Origin of the sequence: Paenibacillus sp. FSL R5-0473 (assembly GCF_038004565.1) — a bacterium.
GTDB classification, from domain to species: Bacteria; Bacillota; Bacilli; order Paenibacillales; family Paenibacillaceae; genus Paenibacillus; species Paenibacillus amylolyticus.
In genome coordinates this window covers 1,954,753-1,971,162 of record NZ_JBBORL010000001.1, presented here as the reverse complement: position 1 = coordinate 1,971,162, position 16,410 = coordinate 1,954,753, and the positions used below count along the sequence as shown (strand labels likewise).

The 16,410-nt window shown below is 43.9% G+C and carries 16 protein-coding genes; 3 read left to right on the top strand and 13 right to left on the bottom strand.

Features of this window, described 5'->3' with window-relative positions; translation table 11 throughout:
- Positions 1 to 9: 9 nt before the first annotated feature.
- From fur to pdhA, 8 genes are all read right to left on the bottom strand, one after another.
- Positions 10 to 501: a ferric iron uptake transcriptional regulator gene (gene fur, locus MKY28_RS08655; protein ID WP_036613667.1), complete on the bottom strand. Its 492-nt coding sequence runs from the start codon at positions 499 to 501 to the stop codon at positions 10 to 12.
- Between the two features lie 231 nt (positions 502 to 732).
- Positions 733 to 2,220, bottom strand: a complete 1,488-nt coding sequence (locus MKY28_RS08650; RefSeq protein ID WP_036673826.1) for a glutamate synthase subunit beta — start codon at positions 2,218 to 2,220, stop codon at positions 733 to 735.
- A gap of 616 nt (positions 2,221 to 2,836) precedes the next feature.
- Positions 2,837 to 3,325, bottom strand: coding sequence for a dihydrofolate reductase (locus MKY28_RS08645; protein ID WP_076250241.1), 489 nt, complete (start codon positions 3,323 to 3,325; stop codon positions 2,837 to 2,839).
- Positions 3,326 to 3,375: 50 nt separating this feature from the next.
- On the bottom strand, positions 3,376 to 4,170 hold the full coding sequence (gene thyA, locus MKY28_RS08640) for a thymidylate synthase (RefSeq protein WP_339193713.1): 795 nt from the start codon (positions 4,168 to 4,170) through the stop codon (positions 3,376 to 3,378).
- Between the two features lie 478 nt (positions 4,171 to 4,648).
- The gene (gene lpdA / locus MKY28_RS08635; protein ID WP_036613658.1) at positions 4,649 to 6,064 is read right to left on the bottom strand and encodes a dihydrolipoyl dehydrogenase; all 1,416 of its coding nucleotides are present in this window, start codon (positions 6,062 to 6,064) and stop codon (positions 4,649 to 4,651) included.
- 3 nt (positions 6,065 to 6,067) lie between these two features.
- Complete coding sequence (locus MKY28_RS08630; RefSeq protein WP_340935651.1) at positions 6,068 to 7,387, bottom strand: dihydrolipoamide acetyltransferase family protein; 1,320 nt, start codon at positions 7,385 to 7,387, stop codon at positions 6,068 to 6,070.
- A 176-nt stretch (positions 7,388 to 7,563) separates the two neighbouring features.
- Positions 7,564 to 8,541 (bottom strand): alpha-ketoacid dehydrogenase subunit beta, encoded by a 978-nt coding sequence (locus MKY28_RS08625; RefSeq protein ID WP_036613653.1) that lies wholly within the window; start codon positions 8,539 to 8,541, stop codon positions 7,564 to 7,566.
- A 101-nt stretch (positions 8,542 to 8,642) separates the two neighbouring features.
- The gene (gene pdhA / locus MKY28_RS08620; RefSeq protein ID WP_017688072.1) at positions 8,643 to 9,710 is read right to left on the bottom strand and encodes a pyruvate dehydrogenase (acetyl-transferring) E1 component subunit alpha; all 1,068 of its coding nucleotides are present in this window, start codon (positions 9,708 to 9,710) and stop codon (positions 8,643 to 8,645) included.
- 256 nt (positions 9,711 to 9,966) lie between these two features.
- Between pdhA and MKY28_RS08615 the strand changes: the two genes are divergently transcribed.
- The gene (locus MKY28_RS08615; protein WP_074095466.1) at positions 9,967 to 10,701 is read left to right on the top strand and encodes an alpha/beta hydrolase; all 735 of its coding nucleotides are present in this window, start codon (positions 9,967 to 9,969) and stop codon (positions 10,699 to 10,701) included.
- A 165-nt stretch (positions 10,702 to 10,866) separates the two neighbouring features.
- On the opposite strand, the gene MKY28_RS08610 is transcribed toward MKY28_RS08615, so the two are convergent.
- Both MKY28_RS08610 and MKY28_RS08605 read right to left on the bottom strand, forming a co-directional pair.
- Entirely contained in the window at positions 10,867 to 11,337 is a 471-nt protein-coding gene (locus MKY28_RS08610) for a low molecular weight protein-tyrosine-phosphatase (protein WP_340935649.1), read from the bottom strand.
- A gap of 1 nt (position 11,338) precedes the next feature.
- The gene (locus MKY28_RS08605) at positions 11,339 to 12,040 is read right to left on the bottom strand and encodes a trimeric intracellular cation channel family protein (RefSeq protein ID WP_100527391.1); all 702 of its coding nucleotides are present in this window, start codon (positions 12,038 to 12,040) and stop codon (positions 11,339 to 11,341) included.
- A 182-nt stretch (positions 12,041 to 12,222) separates the two neighbouring features.
- Between MKY28_RS08605 and MKY28_RS08600 the strand changes: the two genes are divergently transcribed.
- Both MKY28_RS08600 and MKY28_RS08595 read left to right on the top strand, forming a co-directional pair.
- Complete coding sequence (locus MKY28_RS08600) at positions 12,223 to 12,864, top strand: thiamine diphosphokinase (protein ID WP_100527390.1); 642 nt, start codon at positions 12,223 to 12,225, stop codon at positions 12,862 to 12,864.
- Positions 12,865 to 13,160: 296 nt separating this feature from the next.
- Positions 13,161 to 13,661: a C40 family peptidase gene (locus tag MKY28_RS08595; RefSeq protein ID WP_091029367.1), complete on the top strand. Its 501-nt coding sequence runs from the start codon at positions 13,161 to 13,163 to the stop codon at positions 13,659 to 13,661.
- A 110-nt stretch (positions 13,662 to 13,771) separates the two neighbouring features.
- Here the strand turns inward: MKY28_RS08595 and MKY28_RS08590 are convergent, their stop codons facing one another.
- The 3 genes from MKY28_RS08590 to MKY28_RS08580 form a co-directional block, all read right to left on the bottom strand.
- Positions 13,772 to 14,476 carry a response regulator transcription factor gene (locus tag MKY28_RS08590; protein WP_051449965.1) on the bottom strand — a complete coding sequence of 235 codons (705 nt, stop codon included), beginning with the start codon at positions 14,474 to 14,476 and terminating at the stop codon, positions 13,772 to 13,774.
- A gap of 119 nt (positions 14,477 to 14,595) precedes the next feature.
- Positions 14,596 to 15,645, bottom strand: a complete 1,050-nt coding sequence (locus MKY28_RS08585) for a ThiF family adenylyltransferase (RefSeq protein WP_100527389.1) — start codon at positions 15,643 to 15,645, stop codon at positions 14,596 to 14,598.
- Positions 15,642 to 16,409: a thiazole synthase gene (locus MKY28_RS08580; RefSeq protein WP_340937870.1), complete on the bottom strand. Its 768-nt coding sequence runs from the start codon at positions 16,407 to 16,409 to the stop codon at positions 15,642 to 15,644. The genes MKY28_RS08585 and MKY28_RS08580 overlap by 4 nt, the downstream gene beginning before the upstream one ends.
- Position 16,410 lies beyond the last annotated feature (1 nt).

The following is a 16,410-nucleotide window of genomic DNA, read 5'->3' as shown; positions in this document are numbered from 1 at the left end:
CGAAATGAATTATCCTGCTGCCTGCTCCTTTAATACATGCTTTTGTCTGCACTCTTTGCACACACCCTGGAAATCCAGACGATGATCCGTAACAGCAAAGCCATACTGACGCTCGATTTGTTGTTCCAAACGAAGCAGACCATCTTCCATAATCTCTTCCACTTTACCACATTCTGTACAGATCAAATGATGGTGGTGATGGGAACCGTCTGTACTTCGCAGATCAAAACGCGCAGCGCCGTCACCAAAGTTAATCTTTTCAACGACCTGAAGGTCACTCAGCAGTTCGAGAGTGCGGTATACGGTAGCCAATCCAATCTCAGGGAACTGCTCCTTAACCAGCAGGAATACTTCCTCTGCGCTAAAATGATCCTTTTCATGTTCAAGCAATACACGTACAGTAACTTCCCGTTGTTGTGTTAACTTATATCCTTTTTCAACCAATTGATTTTTAATGTGAAAGATCTGTTCTGAAATGGACTTGTCCCGGTTACTTGCCATAGCAGGTCGCACCTCCGATTTATATTCATTGAAATTTACTTTTATCGTACGGATTCATGGTTTCAGTTAATCCTTATTTATAATCATTATAATATAATAATAAATCTTTATCACTTAAAAAGCAATGATATTGCTCACACTTACATGAAATATGTAGTCAAATTGGTTAAAATAACAGCAAACAACCCTCGCTGATCGCGAAGGTTGTCATTGATAACTTATTCTATACTTTTACACCAGAACCGAAGCACCCATCAAGTATTTGTCCACTTCACGAGCAGCCTCACGGCCTTCATTAATTGCCCATACAACCAAGCTTTGACCACGACGCATGTCACCTGCTGCAAATACTTTATCTACATTGGTGTTGTATTTGCCGTAACGTGCCTTAACGTTTGTGCGACGATCTGTTGCAAGTCCCAGTTGCTCTACCAACGTTTGTTCCGGTCCATCAAAACCAATGGCAATCATGGCCATCTGAGCCGGGAATACACGCTCTGTACCTGGAATCGGCTGATAAATCTTGCGACCAGTCTCATCCACAATACGCTCGATCTGTACTGTATGCAATTCTTTGAGGTTCCCCTCATCGTCTCCAACAAATTTCGTTGTCATGATGGAAAACTCACGCGGATCTTGACCAAACAACGCTTTGGCTTCCTCTTGCGCATAATCAAGTGTGTATACGTTCGGGAATTGCGGCCAAGGGTTGTTAATGCGGTCACGCTCCATAGGCGCTTGTGTATGCGTACCGAATTGAGTGATCGTACGACAACCATGGCGCAGCGATGTAGCCACACAGTCAGATCCTGTATCACCGCCACCAATGACGATAATATCTTTATCTTTAGCGGACAGATATTGACCATCTTCCAGATTGGAGTCCAGATAACTCTTAATACTGCCATTCAGGAAATCCATTGCGTAATGAACGCCTTTCAAGTCGCTGCCTTCAATATTGAATTCACGCGGCTTCGTTGCACCACCGCACAATACAACAGCGTCATATTCATCCACCAGTTGTTGTGCTGCAATATCTTTACCAATCTCGGTGTTCGTAATGAATTGAATGCCTTCTGCTTCGAGCAGATCAACACGACGTTGAACTACGTTTTTATCCAATTTCATCGTTGGGATACCGTACATCAGCAATCCGCCGACACGGTCCGAACGCTCATATACGGTTACCGAGTGTCCTGCTTTATTCAACTGAGCCGCAGTAGCTAATCCCGCTGGACCTGAGCCTACCACAGCTACACGTTTACCCGTACGTTTTTCAGGAGGTTGGGGAACGACCCATCCTTCTTCGAACCCTTTTTCAATAATTGCTTCTTCAATCGTTTTGATGGTTACAGGCTGACCGATTAGGCCAACTGTACATGATCCTTCACAAGGAGCTGGACAGACGCGACCTGTAAACTCTGGGAAATTATTCGTTTTGTGAAGGCGCTCAAGTGCTTCTCTCCACAGTCCGCGATATACAAGATTATTCCATTCTGGAATCAGGTTATGCACGGGGCAACCTGACGTGCCGCCAATCATATCTATACCTGTATGGCAATACGGGGTACCACAATCCATGCATCGTGCACCTTGTGTTCTGAGCTCTTCTTCAGCCATGTGTTTATGAAACTCTTCCCAATCCTTAATCCGCTCCGCTGGCTCACGATCTGTTGGCAGTTGACGTTTGTATTCCATAAATCCAGTAGGTGTAGACATCTTACGTTTTCCCCCATCCGTTCTTGTCTTAATCCCTTCATGTGCATGGTTCTATATGAAATGGATTACTCATTACTTGAGTTTTTGTCTATTGTATCACAAAATCTTCTCGAAGATATTTCAATTATAGTAGCATTTACTGTGCTGAATATTAAATGGATTATCCGCATAATTATTTGTATTTTATACATCATATCTTTCAAGTCTACTCATGGTCAATACCCTTATTTTGGTATTAAATGTGGTTTTGAACTGCAAAATCTGGTGTGTGTTAAAGAAATAAAAGGTCGAAACGTTAAGTAAATGTTAGATAATTTGTCATAAAATTCAACATATTTTGCTATAAATCGTTCTCAATTCCGAATATCAGACCTGTTTTAGGGCTTCACAACGTTAAAACCCCAAAATTTTTACACTTTTTTACTGTTTAATGCTTAGCCGTATGTATAATATACATAAATACCAATTACTCATGTTATATTAATGTTATATGTATTCCAGTTTAAACAAGTGACTCATTTTTTTTATAAAGAAAAGACGCTGTTCACGAATATTTCGCAATCAGCGCCTCTCATCATACAAATACGACCGAAGTCAGGAATTTCTTATGTTATATTTACCGTTTACGTTCGTAAAATTCGAATGTATACGCATGAACATTTTTTTCATCCTGTTCGCCTTCAATCTGTTCAATCAGTTCCCATTCGGACCAATCCACTTCAGGGAAAAACGTATCTCCCTCAAAATTCTCATGAATTTTGGTCACCACAAGACGATCTGCAAGTGGCAGGAACTCACGATACACTTGGGAACCCCCAATTACGCACAGTTCCTCACCTTTGGTTACACTCAGACCCTCCTCAATCGTATGTACGACTTCAGCCTGTTCCACCTTGTAGTTCAGATCTCTTGTCACTACGATGTTACGACGCTGAGGAAGCGGCTTACCGCCAAAAGATTCCCACGTATTACGTCCCATGATAATGGTTTTGTTCAGCGTACGTTGTTTGAAAAAGGCCATATCCTTGGGTAAACGCCATGGAATCGAATTATTTAATCCGATCACACCGTTCTCCCCCATTGCCCATACCAATTCAATACTCAAGGGTAATACACTCCTTCAATCCAAGTCTCTTGTCGAGATTGAACACATAATTAGACTGCAATTGGAGCTTTAATGCCCGGATGATGCTGATAGTTCTCAAACTCGAAATCTTCAAACTTATAATCAAAAATAGAATCCGGTTTACGTTTGATTACCAGCTTAGGTAAAGCATAAGGTTCACGCTCCAGCTGCGTTTTAACCTGATCAACATGGTTAGAGTAGATGTGAACATCCCCTCCAGACCAGATGAACTCACCTACCTCAAGATCACATTGCTGGGCGATCATATGAGTCAAGAGCGCATAACTCGCGATGTTAAACGGCAATCCGAGGAACGTATCCACGGAACGCATCGTAAGCATACAAGATAATTTACCCTCTGCAACGTAAAACTGAAACGCAAAATGACAAGGTGGAAGCTTCATATTATTGATCTCAGCCACATTCCATGCGCTGACTAGGTGACGACGCGAATCCGGATTATTTTTGATCGAATCAATGACTGCAGCGATCTGATCAATTTTTTCTCCGTTTGGTGCTTCCCATGTACGCCACTGCGAGCCGTATACCGGACCGAGATCCCCATTTTCGTCCGCCCAGTCGTCCCAGATCTTCACACCGTTTTCTTTCAAATAAGATATATTGGTATCGCCACTCAAAAACCATAACAGTTCATGAATAACCGATTTGAGATGAATTCGTTTGGTTGTTACCAGCGGAAATCCTTCGGAGAGATCATAACGGAGTTGTCTGCCAAATACAGATTGTGTTCCTGTTCCTGTACGGTCTCCTTTATGCACGCCGTTGTTCAGAATATCCTGCAATAAATCGAGATAGTTTTTCATGTTGAAATCCCCTCACTAAAGAATATTTACACTTACCACTCCGATGACAGAACAACCTTCCGATCGCTGTTATCCCCAGATTTTTTTAATCTCCTTTTCCAAAGGTAAAATCCGGGGATAAAGGCAAAGCGTATACTTCCGATGCAGCTTTCCTTCAGAAAGCTTTTAGCTCCGCTTCTTCAGGTTTTTTCTGTCCTCTACGTTCTCGTGTAAAAGGTTAGTTTAACTAAATATATAGACCGTGATTGGCTTGGAGCCACATCATGACTGATCATTACTACAGTGTACCACAATTGAGTTGTTGGATAAAATCAATTCACTGAAACTTATGAGCGTGTAAATTTTCATCATATCACATACAAGGGTATCCTAAATTTCTCGGCTCTTGCTCAGAAAAAAAGAGACGAATAACGCGTTAACGTCATTCGTCTCTTCTGATATACGTATAATGCCGGACGGATCCGAAGCTTAGATGATCTTAACGGGAGATGATGTGGATCGGGTGACCCATAACCAATTCCGCAGCTTCCATCACGATTTCGCCCAAAGTTGGGTGAGCGTGAATTGTGAGAGCCAGATCTTCCAAAGTAGCGCCCATCTCAATTGCCAAACCAAGCTCAGCAATCAGGTTGGAAGCTTCCAGACCTACGATTTGGCAACCCAATACAAGGCCGCTTTCTTCGTCAGCTACGATTTTCACGAAGCCTTCAGCGTGGTTCAAAGATACAGCACGGCCGTTACCCGCATAAGGGAACTTGCCAGCTTTTACTTTGTAACCTTTTTCTTTAGCTTCTTTCTCAGTGTAACCTACGCTGGAACACTCTGGATCTGTGAACACAACAGCTGGCATACATTTGTAGTCAACTACAGATGGTTGTCCTGCGATTGCTTCAGCAGCCACTTTACCTTCATAAGAAGCTTTGTGTGCCAGAGCCAAGCCAGATACGATATCACCGATTGCGAAGATGTGAGGAATGCTAGTACGACCTTGGTGGTCTACTTTGACAAATCCACGCTCGTCAACGTCAACACCAATCATGTCAAGACCCAATTCTCCATCTGTGTTTGGACGACGTCCAACAGTTACTAGCAGGTAATCTGCAGTTACTTCTTTGGACTCACCATTTACAGAGTACTTAACAGTTACATCTTTATCCGTTTGCTCAGCACTTTCAGCTTTTGCACCCGTTACGATTTCGATGCCTGTTTTCTTCATGTTTTTAGCCACGAGGCTAGTCATGTCTTTATCGAAACCTGGCAGTACTGTATCCAAACCTTCGATGATTGTTACTTTCGCACCGAATTTGGAGTACATTTGACCAAGCTCAGCACCGATATATCCGCCACCGATAACGATCATGCTTTTTGGTACTTCAGGCAAATTCAGAGCTTCTGTCGAAGACAGAATGCGTCCGCCAAACGGGAAAGGTTTCAGTTCGATTGGACGGGAACCTGTTGCAATAATTGCATTTTTGAATTTGTAACGTGGAGACTCGTGGTCATTGAATACACGAGCTTCGTTTTCGTTGATGAACATGCACTCACCGTTGAAAACTTCAACTTTGTTGCCTTTGAGCAAACCAGCTACGCCGCCAGTCATTTTCTTAACAACGCCGTTTTTGAACTCTTGAGTTTTGCTGAAGTCCACTTTTACGTTCTCAGCAGAGATACCAAAAGCTTCACCGTGAAGTGCAGACTCATATTGATGCGCAGCAGAGATCAGGGCTTTGGATGGAATACATCCACGGTTCAAACAAACACCGCCCAGTTCGGATTTGTCTACGATCAATACGCTTTGGCCCAGTTGAGCAGCGCGGATGGCAGCTACATAGCCGCCAGGACCCGCACCAATTACTAATGTGTCGATATTGAGAGAAGCGTCGCCTACTACCATATCTTACACCTCCATAACAAGCAGCTCAGGGTTAGCGAGCAGCTGTTTAATGTAATTCATAAAGTTTTGTGCTGTTGCGCCATCGATGATACGGTGGTCAAAGCTCAGGGAAAGAGCCATTACAGGTGCTGCAACTACTTCGCCGTTTTTGATCACTGCTTTTTCGCTGATGCGTCCTGTTCCGAGAATAGCAACTTCAGGGAAGTTGATGATTGGAGTGAAGAACATACCGCCAGCAGAACCGATGTTACTGATGGAGATTGTGCTTCCTCTCATTTCATTCGCGCTCAATTTGCCCTCACGACCACGAGCAGCCAGATCACGGATAGAATCAGCAATCATCCAGATGGATTTACGATCAGCATCTTTGATAACAGGAACGATCAAGCCGTTGTCTGTATCTGTAGCGATACCGATGTTGTAGTATTTTTTGTAAACAATTTCGTTAGCTTCTTCATCAATCATAGCGTTCAGAGCCGGGAATTGGCGGGAAGCCGCAACCAGTGCTTTAACGATGAATGGCAGATAAGTAACTTTTGTTCCTTTTTTCTCTGCAATTGGTTTCATGCGAGTACGGAAAGCAACCAATTCAGTTACGTCCACTTCGTCCATGATTGTAACGTGAGGTGCTGTGTAAGCCGATTTAACCATTGCATTAGAGATCGCTTTACGGATACCTTTGAATGGTACGCGCTCTTCTTCAACGTGTTGATCAGTTGCAGCTGCTGGTGCTGCGGATTTTTTCTCTTCTTGAGCCGGAGCTTCGGAAGATGCCGCTGCGGAAGAACCGCCACCGTTTTTGAAGGATTCAACATCTTCTTTGGTTACTTTACCGTTGTTGCCAGTGCCGTTAACCTGAGCGATGTCCACACCTTGTTCGCGAGCAAATTTACGCACGCTTGGTGTTGCCAGAACGTCTTTGGCAGGTACTGCGGGAACGCTGTTGTTGCCGCCTTCTTTAGCTGCATCCGAGCTGGAAGCTGCTGCAGAAGAACCGCTTGTGTCAGCTCCGCCTTGAGCTGCATCTTTCTCTTGCTCACCTTGATCGCCAGCAGGAGCGTCGTCTTGCTCAGGAAGTTCGCCTTCTGCATCGATGATCGCTACAACTTCACCAACGTGGCAGACTTGACCGTCTTTAGCGAATACTTCTGTAACTGTTCCGTTAACCGGACAAGGTACTTCTACAACCGCTTTGTCGTTCTGTACTTCCATGATGATGTCGTCGTCAGTTACTTTGTCACCGACTTTGATGTGCATCTTGATGATTTCGCCTTCGTGCAGGCCTTCGCCCAATTCAGGGAATTTATATTCAAATTTAGCCAACTGAAAAACCTCCTTGATTATGTGCTCAATCCTGAAAACAACCCTTAACTCCAAGAAACAACTGTTACTGCTAATGCAAATAACTGTTACTCAAGGGGCTAATGGCTGTTTACAGTGCAGCTTGCGCTGCGGTGTGAATCACCATACTGCGCCTTGCGGCATGTCAGATGATTAAATTAGAAATTTACGACTTTGTTAACCGCAGCAATGATACGCGCCGGGTTAGGCAGCCATGTATCTTCGATTTGTGCAAATGGATATACAGTGTCCGGACCAGCTACACGCAGAACCGGCGCTTCCAAGTGCAGGATTGCTTTTTCATTGATTTGGGCAATGACTTCAGCTGCAACACCTGCGCTCTTTTGAGCTTCCTGTACAACAATTGCACGGTTTGTTTTCTTAACGGAAGCAACGATAGTATCGATGTCGATCGGGCTAACCGTACGAAGGTCGATAACTTCAACTTTGATTCCTTGTTTTTCGAGTTCATCTGCTGCTTTCACAGAAGTGTGAACCATCATACCGTAAGTAATGATCGTTACATCAGAACCTTCACGAACAACGTTCGCTTTGCCCAATTCAACAACGTAATCTTCTTCAGGCACTTCTGCACGGAAAGCATGGTACAAGTTCAAGTGTTCCATGAAGAATACAGGATCGTTATCGCGAATAGAAGCGATCATCAGACCTTTTGCATCGTAAGGGTTAGAAGGAATTACGACTTTGATACCTGGTGTTTGCGTGAGCAGACCTTCCAGGGAATCTGTATGCAATTCTGCCGCTTTTACACCGCCACCGAATGGTGTACGGAATACGATTGGAGAATTGTATTTTCCACCGGAGCGGAAACGCATACGAGCAGCTTGCACTACCATTTGGTCAAGGGCTTCGAAGATAAAACCAACGAATTGGATCTCAGCAACCGGACGGAAGCCTTGTACACCCAGACCTACAGCCAGACCACCAATAGCGGACTCAGCCAGTGGTGTATCAAATACACGCTCTTCGCCAAACTCTTTTTGCAGACCTTCCGTTACACGGAAAACGCCGCCTACATTACCTACGTCTTCACCGAAAAGCAGAACGTTAGGATCACGTTTCAACTCCACGCGAAGCGCATCACGGATTGCTTCTTTCATGTTCATTTGTGCCATTTGCTTCATTTCCTCCTTAAACATTGACAGTTCACATTTGAATTCGTACATGTATACCGGGACATTAAAGTCGCGGATGTTTATGCTTTATCGGAAAAAACTTATTGGAAATCAGCTTTTTGCTCTTCCAAGTGCTTAGGCGTTTGTTCGAACATGCTGTCGATCAAGCCTGAAATCGTCATTTTCTCGGTTTTTTCCGCTTTTTTGATCTCTTCATTTACTTTAGCTTTTGCTTCCTCTTTCACACGTGCTGTATCTTCTTCAGTCCAAAGACCTTTTTTCTCCAGATATTTAGCGAAACGTGCGATAGGATCTTTAGCAGACCATTCTGCCTCTTCTTCTTTTGTACGATACTTGGAAGCATCATCCGAAAGGGAGTGAGGACGGAAACGGTAAGTTACTGCTTCGATCAATGTTGCGCCTTCTCCGTTACGTCCACGCTCAGCAGCTTCCTGAACAGCTTTGATAACAGCGAAGATGTCCATACCGTCAACTTTAACACCTTTGATACCTGCTGCTACCGCTTTGTGAGCGATGGAAAGAGCTGCAGTTTGTTTAGCAAAAGGAGTAGTGATGGCATAACCATTGTTTTGTACAAAGAAGATAACAGGCAGTTTGTATACACCAGCGTAGTTCAGACCTTCATAGAAGTCACCTTCAGAAGAACCGCCATCACCTGTGTACGTGATAACAACTTGTTTTTGTTTCTTCAATTTGTAACCCATAGCGATACCCATTGCATGCAGAATTTGTGCACCAATGATGATTTGTGGCATCAATACATTAACGCCATCTGGAATTTGTCCACCATGTTGGTGTCCACGGGAGTACAAGAATGCTTGATAAAGAGGAAGTCCGTGCCATACGAGTTGCGGAATGTCACGATAGCCAGGACATACAAAGTCTTCTTTTTCAATTGCAAATTCACTACCAACCATTGTCGCTTCTTGACCAGATACTGGAGCATAGAAACCAAGACGACCTTGACGGCCCAGGTTTACTGCACGGTCATCCCAAGTACGGGTAAATACCATGCGGTACATAATTTCTTTTAATTGATCATCGGAAAGTGTAGGCATCATGTCTTTGTTAACAATTTCGCCGTCAGGAGACAGCACGGACAGAGCTTCTACATCCTCTGTATACACTTCATAAGGAACCTTGCTCATTTTTTTCTTCACCTCAACAAAAAATTTGAATATCAAGTTCCGCTGTTATAATATTATTATACACCTGTTTCACTCCATACGTCAAAGAAATCCGTAATTTTTTTATGTTTCCTGCCGGATTGTATGTATAACAGGGGCTTAATATTGGTATAACAGCATAATACATGACTGCGTGTTTGACCTAACCCCGCACAAGGGTAATCTTACCGTATTGCGCGGTCGAATGCAAAAAATTAACCGAGAAAGGTGACGTTTTATGACGGATTCCCGCTATTTGAAACGCACGATTGTGAAGGAAGAGATTGAAAGTCGCTATCTCGGAGAGAAGCGAACGCTCCGTATTTACCTTCCTCCGGGCTATAACGAATTGCTTAGCTACCCTGTCGTATATTGTCAGGATGGCGAAGAATTTTTTAATTTCGGACGAATTGCTACAACAGCTAACCAAATTATTCTGGACGAAGGAGCCGAACCTTTCATTATTGTAGGGGTTCAGGTCGATGTGTCTGTGAGAACGCAGGAATATGCCCCATTCGGAGATCGGTTCAAGGCATATACCGCTTGCTTCGCTGAAGAGATTATTCCCTATATAGAAGAGAAATATCCTGTGCGTCCATCTCCGCAGGAACGCATTCTTGCCGGAGACTCGCTCGGTGGCAGTGTTTCGCTTCATCTTGCTCTGTTATATCCGGATCTGTTCACACGTGTGATCAGCATGTCTGGCGCCTTCTACTCTGCTTCACAGGAAATCTATGCCGCAGCTGAAGATCTGTCTTGGCTCTCGATCTGGATGATCGTTGGTTTGCAGGAGACTGATTTCGAGGCAGACACGGGCACGTATGATTTCGTTCAATTAAACAGGGATACTCGAGAATTGTTGGAAAAACGTGGTGCCCTCGTCTCCTACCAGGAGAAAGACGGAAAACACCAATGGGGTTTTTGGCAGAAGGAATTGCCCGAAGCATTACTTTATTTTCTCCAGGAAAGATAAAAGGACCACTTTAACAGGCGGCTGAAATGCCGCTATTGTTTTTCATTTTAATGATACCGCTTACAATTGTAACCTGAAAAAGAAGCAGGATATCCTGCTTGCTTTAAGTGCTCTTATCCTGCTTCTTTGTCGAATTACAAATTAAGCATGAATTTCGTTTGCTTTTTAGGCTAAGGAATGTTCCGCTTCAATCTTACTCAACAGAACATCGCAGCCTGCGTTAACCAGCTCGTACACCTCTTCAAAATTGCCTGTGTAATATGGGTCAGGTACTTCTCTGAGTTTTTCCTTAGGAAGCATGTCCATGAACTTGATGATGTCCGCCTCAGCTCCGCCTGGAACGTTGCGCACATTATCTGCATTGGAATTGTCCATACACACAATATAATCGAATTGAGTAAAGTCTTCGCTGGCGAATTGTCTTGCTGCCATGTTGGCATAAGAAATCTGGTACGAATCCAGCAATTTTCGAGTCCCTTCATGCGGAGGTTTACCAACATGCCAGTCCCCTGTACCCGCTGAGTCCACACGAATCTGGTGTTCAAACCCCTTCTCAAGGACTTTGTGACGCAAAACGGCTTCAGCCATTGGTGATCTACATATATTACCCAGACATACAAACAACACATTAATCATATTAATCCCCCTTGCTTAACGTACCTTGAAGTACCGACGATGATGGCTGTGTCACAATGCTCTCTGGCTGAGGACTGACGTTTCCGGTCTCAGATGGTACGAGCGAACGACGTGGCAGTTTCCATTTATAATGTACAGAACACATCCGGAAGAACACAACGGCCGCGAAACAAAATAATAATCCAGCATTCGTTGTTAACCAACCCATACCTATAACAAAACCGGCTGTCATTGCCCATACAGCATAGATTTCGTCACGCAATACAAGCGGTTTACGTCCAGCAAGCACATCACGAATAACGCCTCCACCAATACCGGTCATCACTGCTGCAACGATAACTGCGCTAATGGGATGTCCCATGTTCGCCGCGTACAGCGCCCCTTGAATTGCAAATGCTGCGAGTCCGATTGCATCAAACAACGCCTCTGTTCGCTTCCAGTGACTAATCCACTTGAGAGGTAATATAAACGCAATCGCTACAGATACTAAGGCTAACATAATAAGTGATCCCTGACTCCATAGTGTCGTTACAGGTATACCTATAAGTACATTCCGGATAATCCCGCCTCCGAATGCCGTGACAAGTCCAAGCACTAGTACACCCAGAATGTCATACTCCTCTTCCATTGCCACGAAAGCGCCGGACATTGCAAATGCGATAGTGCCTATAATGCTGAATACTTCAAAAATGTGTAAGTCCAACCTGTTCAAACCTCACTTTTCAAGTCATCTCCATGTCGCTCTACCCATTGTATCCGCGAGCACTTAAATTGTGCAACCACATTTTGTGGATTATACTGGTTTGGTGAATATATTTGTACAGGTTCCAACATTATATTTGGACTATGAACTATTTTTCTCTGAATTAGGAAGGATGAAATAAAATGACGGCGAAACGGATTATTATTTTTACAGGCGGAAACTTATCTGTAGAATTACTTCAGGAAATACGAGAAGATGATATGATCATCGCGGCCGATCGCGGTGCATTATTTTTAATTGAACACGGCATTCAGCCACACATTTCAGTTGGTGACTTCGACTCCATTAATGAAGAGGAACGTATTATTGTAAGTAACAATAGCATTCGATTCATTACATGTGACCCTGTTCATAAAGATCTCACTGATACAGAAATGGCTTTTGAGACAGCGCTAGATTACGAACCTTCTCACATCTTAATGTTAGGTGCTACAGGTACACGTATGGATCACACACTCGCCAATGTACATATCATGGTTCGCGCGATGCAGCATCATATCTCCTGTGCCATTCAGGACAAGCACAACTACATGACACTGACCACATCCAAAGCTGAAGTTGAGCACCGGGACTATAAATATGTTTCTCTGCTCCCCTTGACTCATGAAGTTACAGGAATAACTCTAGATGGTTTTATGTATCCACTAGATCAAGCCACCATACGCATGGGACAATCCTTGGGTGTAAGCAACCAGCTTTTAGGCTCCTCCGGTACAGTCACTATCGATAGCGGCTTATTACTGATTATTCAGAGCAAAGATTGAATCTACTCGTATGCTTTATAGTTATTTATTACGTTTTTGTAACCAGTGATTCAATGAAGAAAATAGGTTCACACATAACAAAGACCCTTGATATTCAAGGGTCTTTGTTGTTTCATCATTATTCTTCATTCGTCAATGATTAATTTTTTGACATTTTTAATCATATTTTAATAAACATACCCAAACCATTGTGGCGCAAGGGATTACACTCCCCTATCCAATTTCTAGGCTGTTACAAAGCTGTTATACTCGCTCTAGCAACTTAACGAAAACGAATTTTGGAGGTACTAACTAACATGAAAACAAACATCTTTGTCCAAAAGGCCGTAACCGTCGGGTTGTGCGCTACACTAGGTTTTGGAGCTGTATTAATGACTAACGCACCTGTTGCACAGGCAGCAACTGCTTCTGTATCCACAGGTCAACAGATTGTTAACTATGGTAAACAATTCACTGGAACTCCATATAAATTTGGTGCTTCAACCTCAACAACCAAAGTTTTTGATTGCTCTTCTTTTATGAAATATATTTTCAAAAAGTATGGTGTAGATTTGCCGCGCACTTCCGTGAAACAATCCAAAGAAGGTAAAGCTGTGTCTAAAGCTAATCTGCGTGTCGGCGATCTGGTATTTTTCTCCAGTGGTAGCCGTTCTACCGGTTCCAATGTAACTCACGTAGGCGTTTATGCTGGAAATGGTAAGATTCTGCATACGTACGGATCTCCAGGCGTAACCCTCTCTGATCTGGACTCTGGTACTTGGAAGAGAACGTATGTTAAAGCTCGTCGTGTACTTTAGAATCACATCATAGCTAATGAGTAAGGACCGGGGTTTATTATCCGGTCTTTTATTTTTACCCTCTTTTTGCCACACTTTAAACTGGTGATTCATGGAACTAACCTAGTAATCTAATTTTTATCATGCAGCATATAACCGATCCCACGCACAGTATGAATCAGTTTCACACTTCTTCCCTTATCCACCTTAACCCTCAGATGTTTGATATACACATCCACAACGTTGGTATCCATCGCATATTCATAGCCCCATACTTCCCGCAAAATATCACTCCGGGTACATGCTTCATTCACATGCAGGGCCAGAAATTCCAGCAATTCGTACTCTTTTGGTGTTAATGTCAGGTATTCACCCGCACGATTTACCCGTCTTGAACGCAAATTCACTTTAAGATCATGAACTACAATTACTTCTTCGCCCTCTGGTGTTGCATTCGCAAAAACACGCAATAAGTTTCGTATTCTGGCAAGCATTACGGTCATGTGGATAGGTTCCTCCATCACGTCATTAGCTCCATAATCCAGCCATTCCACGATGAACTGAGGAGATGCAATTGAAGTAATAACCAGTAGAGGTATAACCTGACCTTTATCTAACCATCGTTTTAATTCTAATTTCTGATCCTGGCCACAATGTTTCGTCCCCTCTTCCCGGTCTACCAGGATGATCAGGTTAATATGCAACAACGAAGGCTCGACGGATTGGTTTAGTTCGGACCACTCCATTCGTTGCACCTCATACCCTTCGCTACATAAAACATCCTGAATAAGGCTGACCTGCTCTCCTGCTCCAATCAGTAAAATGGCTGTTTTCACTCTTTTTCACCCGGCCTGTCTCTATCCCCACTGCTCGCAGCAATGGTTGGTACAGATAGCATGCCGTAAAATGAAAAAGTCCATTCCCTCAAGGGAACAGACTTTGCTTCTTTCTTGCTTTAACCAAAGTAACGATGGACGAGCGTACGTGCTTCAGCTGTGTCTTTTGTTCCGTGTACGAGGACACGTCCATCTTGAAAAATGACCATTCTATGGACTCCTGTTGTAAAAGAAACCAGAAACGGATTGGATTCCACTTTTCCTTCTTGAAGCCTGTTCAGGCGATCTGCTGTATGTTGAAGATCCAGATTCATGCGCCGTGCAGGTCGGATCTGAACGGTGTCCCTGCCACACAACACATCGGTTTTCTCCAGATTGGACGCAGAAAGATATGGATACGTTGCCGAATCTCCGCAGGAAGGACAGTCTTTCTTTTTCGCACCATCCACATTGATGGATATGTATTCGTTCCTCCACACGTCAAATGACAATAACTTACGTCTCAATGCATTTGCATTGCCACTAAGTAACTTCATCGCTTCTGCGGTCTGATTCGCCGTTACCATCTGTACGGCTTGAGGTATGATGCCAGACGTATCACAAGTATCTCCACCCAGAGGGACTTCACCCAGCAAACAATTTAAACATGGCGTATCTCCAGGCATAAACGTATAGGTAATACCGTAACTACCTACGCATCCACCATAAATCCAGGGAATACGGTGCTTCTGTGCCATATCATTAATGAGTAGCCGAGTATCAAAATTATCCGTTGCATCCATGATCAAGTCTGTATGCTGAACGAGTTCTTCCAACTCATCTACTCTGACGTCCAACACTTTCCCTTCCACATGAACCGTGGAATTAATGGCAGATAAACGTTTTTCCGCCGCCATTGCCTTCGGTATCCGCTCCATCGCGTCCTGTTCTACATATAATTGCTGCCGCTGCAGGTTACTCCACTCCACATAATCACGATCCACAATCGTTAAGTGTCCGACTCCTGAACGAACTAACGTTTCTGCAATTCCTGTTCCGAGTGCGCCAGCGCCTACAATTAAAACTCTGCTGCCCTTTAATCTGGCCTGGCCTTCCTTGCCAAGTGGCGCGTACCGTTCCTGTCTGGAATAACGATCGGCCTGCTCGGAAGATGTTAATTGATCTGTCATGTATGAACCATTCCTTCCACCGGACTACTGGCTGCTGCATAACGCTTTACGGGAATCATGCCTGCCTCATATGCCAATCTACCCGCTTCTACCCCCAATCGCATCGCTTTAGCCATGCTCACTGGATCCCCTGATCCGGATACGGCTGTATTTAACAATACGCCATCGGCACCAAGTTCCATCGCATAAGCAACATCTTTTGGGGAGCGCAATCCTGCATCCACAATTACAGGTACAACGGCCTGCTCAATGATGATCTCAAGGTTATAGGGATTGATGATACCTCTACCAGCTCCGATGGGAGAAGCGCCAGGCATTACAGCATGTACGCCAAGTAATTGCAGCCTTTTGGCCAGAATGACATCATCCGAAATATAAGGCATTACCGTGAAGCCCTTTTCCAGCAAAATTTCGCAAGCCTTGTACGTTTCAATCGGATCTGGGAGTAATGTCATTCCATCTCCGATGACTTCGACTTTTATCATATCACAAAGTCCTGAAGCCCGCGCAAGCTCGGCAATCCGCACCGCCTCTTCCGCAGTGGAAGCCCCTGCCGTATTCGGAAGAAGTGTGTATTTATCCAGATCCAACGTATCCAGGAAATGCTTCTGGTTACGCTCTTCCAGATTCAGACGACGAACAGCAAAGGTCAAAACTTCCGTTTCAGATGCTTCCACAGCCTGACTTTGCACTTCCAGATCCGAAAACTTACCTGTTCCAAGCAACAATCTGGACTCAAACGTATATTTACCAATGTTCAACATC